Here is a 1,281-nt window from a genome sequence, read left to right as displayed (position 1 = left end):
TCGATGATTTTAGCTACGACGCCAGCGCCGACGGTACGACCGCCTTCACGGATAGCGAAACGCAGACCGTCTTCCATCGCGATGGTTTTGATCAGGGTAACAGTCATCTGAATGTTGTCACCTGGCATTACCATTTCAACGCCTTCTGGCAGCTCGCAGTTACCAGTCACGTCAGTAGTACGGAAGTAGAACTGTGGACGGTAGCCTTTGAAGAACGGAGTGTGACGACCGCCTTCTTCCTTGCTCAGAACGTAAACTTCTGCGGTGAACTTGGTGTGCGGCTTAACCGAACCCGGCTTAACCAGAACCTGACCACGCTCAACGTCGTCACGCTTGGTACCACGCAGCAGAACGCCGCAGTTCTCGCCAGCACGACCTTCGTCGAGCAGCTTGCGGAACATCTCAACACCGGTGCAGGTGGTGGTGGTGGTGTCACGCAGACCAACGATTTCCAGCGCATCTTGAACGCGAACGATACCGCGCTCGATACGACCAGTCACAACAGTACCGCGACCCGAGATCGAGAATACGTCTTCGATTGGCATCAGGAATGGCTTGTCGATCATACGAACTGGCTCTGGGATGTAGGTATCCAGAGTTTCAACCAGTTTACGAACGGCAGTGGTGCCCATTTCGTTGTCGTCTTTGCCTTCCAGAGCCATACGAGCCGAACCGATGATGATCGGAGTGTCGTCACCTGGGAAGTCATAGGTGGACAGCAGGTCGCGAACTTCCATCTCAACCAGTTCCAGCAGCTCAGCGTCGTCTACCAGGTCAGCCTTGTTCAGGAAAACCACGATGTACGGAACGCCTACCTGACGGGACAGCAGGATGTGCTCACGGGTTTGTGGCATCGGACCATCAGCGGCCGAGCAAACCAGGATCGCGCCGTCCATCTGGGCAGCACCGGTGATCATGTTCTTCACGTAGTCAGCGTGACCTGGGCAGTCAACGTGAGCGTAGTGACGAATAGTCGAGTTGTACTCAACGTGAGCGGTGTTGATGGTGATACCGCGAGCTTTTTCTTCTGGAGCGCTGTCGATCTTGTCGAATTCAACTACGGCCGAACCGAAAACTTCGGAGCAGACGCGAGTCAGAGCAGCGGTCAGAGTGGTTTTACCGTGGTCAACGTGACCAATGGTCCCAACGTTGACGTGGGGCAGGGAACGATCAAATTTTTCCTTAGCCATCGATATCACCCTCAACAGAAGAATTAGACAAACAACATCAGCCATTAAAACAAAGGCAGATATTTTCATATCTGCCTTGTTATATGGAGCA

General features: G+C 53.4%; 1 protein-coding gene. It reads right to left on the bottom strand.

Going from position 1 to position 1,281, the window contains the following annotated elements; translation table 11 throughout:
- On the bottom strand, positions 1–1,190 hold a 1,190-nt coding region (gene tuf / locus F2P67_RS27130; RefSeq protein ID WP_166226254.1), incomplete at its 3' end, for an elongation factor Tu.
- Positions 1,191–1,281 lie beyond the last annotated feature (91 nt).

Origin of the sequence: Pseudomonas atagonensis (assembly GCF_011369485.1) — a bacterium.
Taxonomy (GTDB): Bacteria; Pseudomonadota; Gammaproteobacteria; order Pseudomonadales; family Pseudomonadaceae; genus Aquipseudomonas; species Aquipseudomonas atagonensis.
This window is presented reverse-complemented; position numbering and strand designations above follow the sequence as displayed.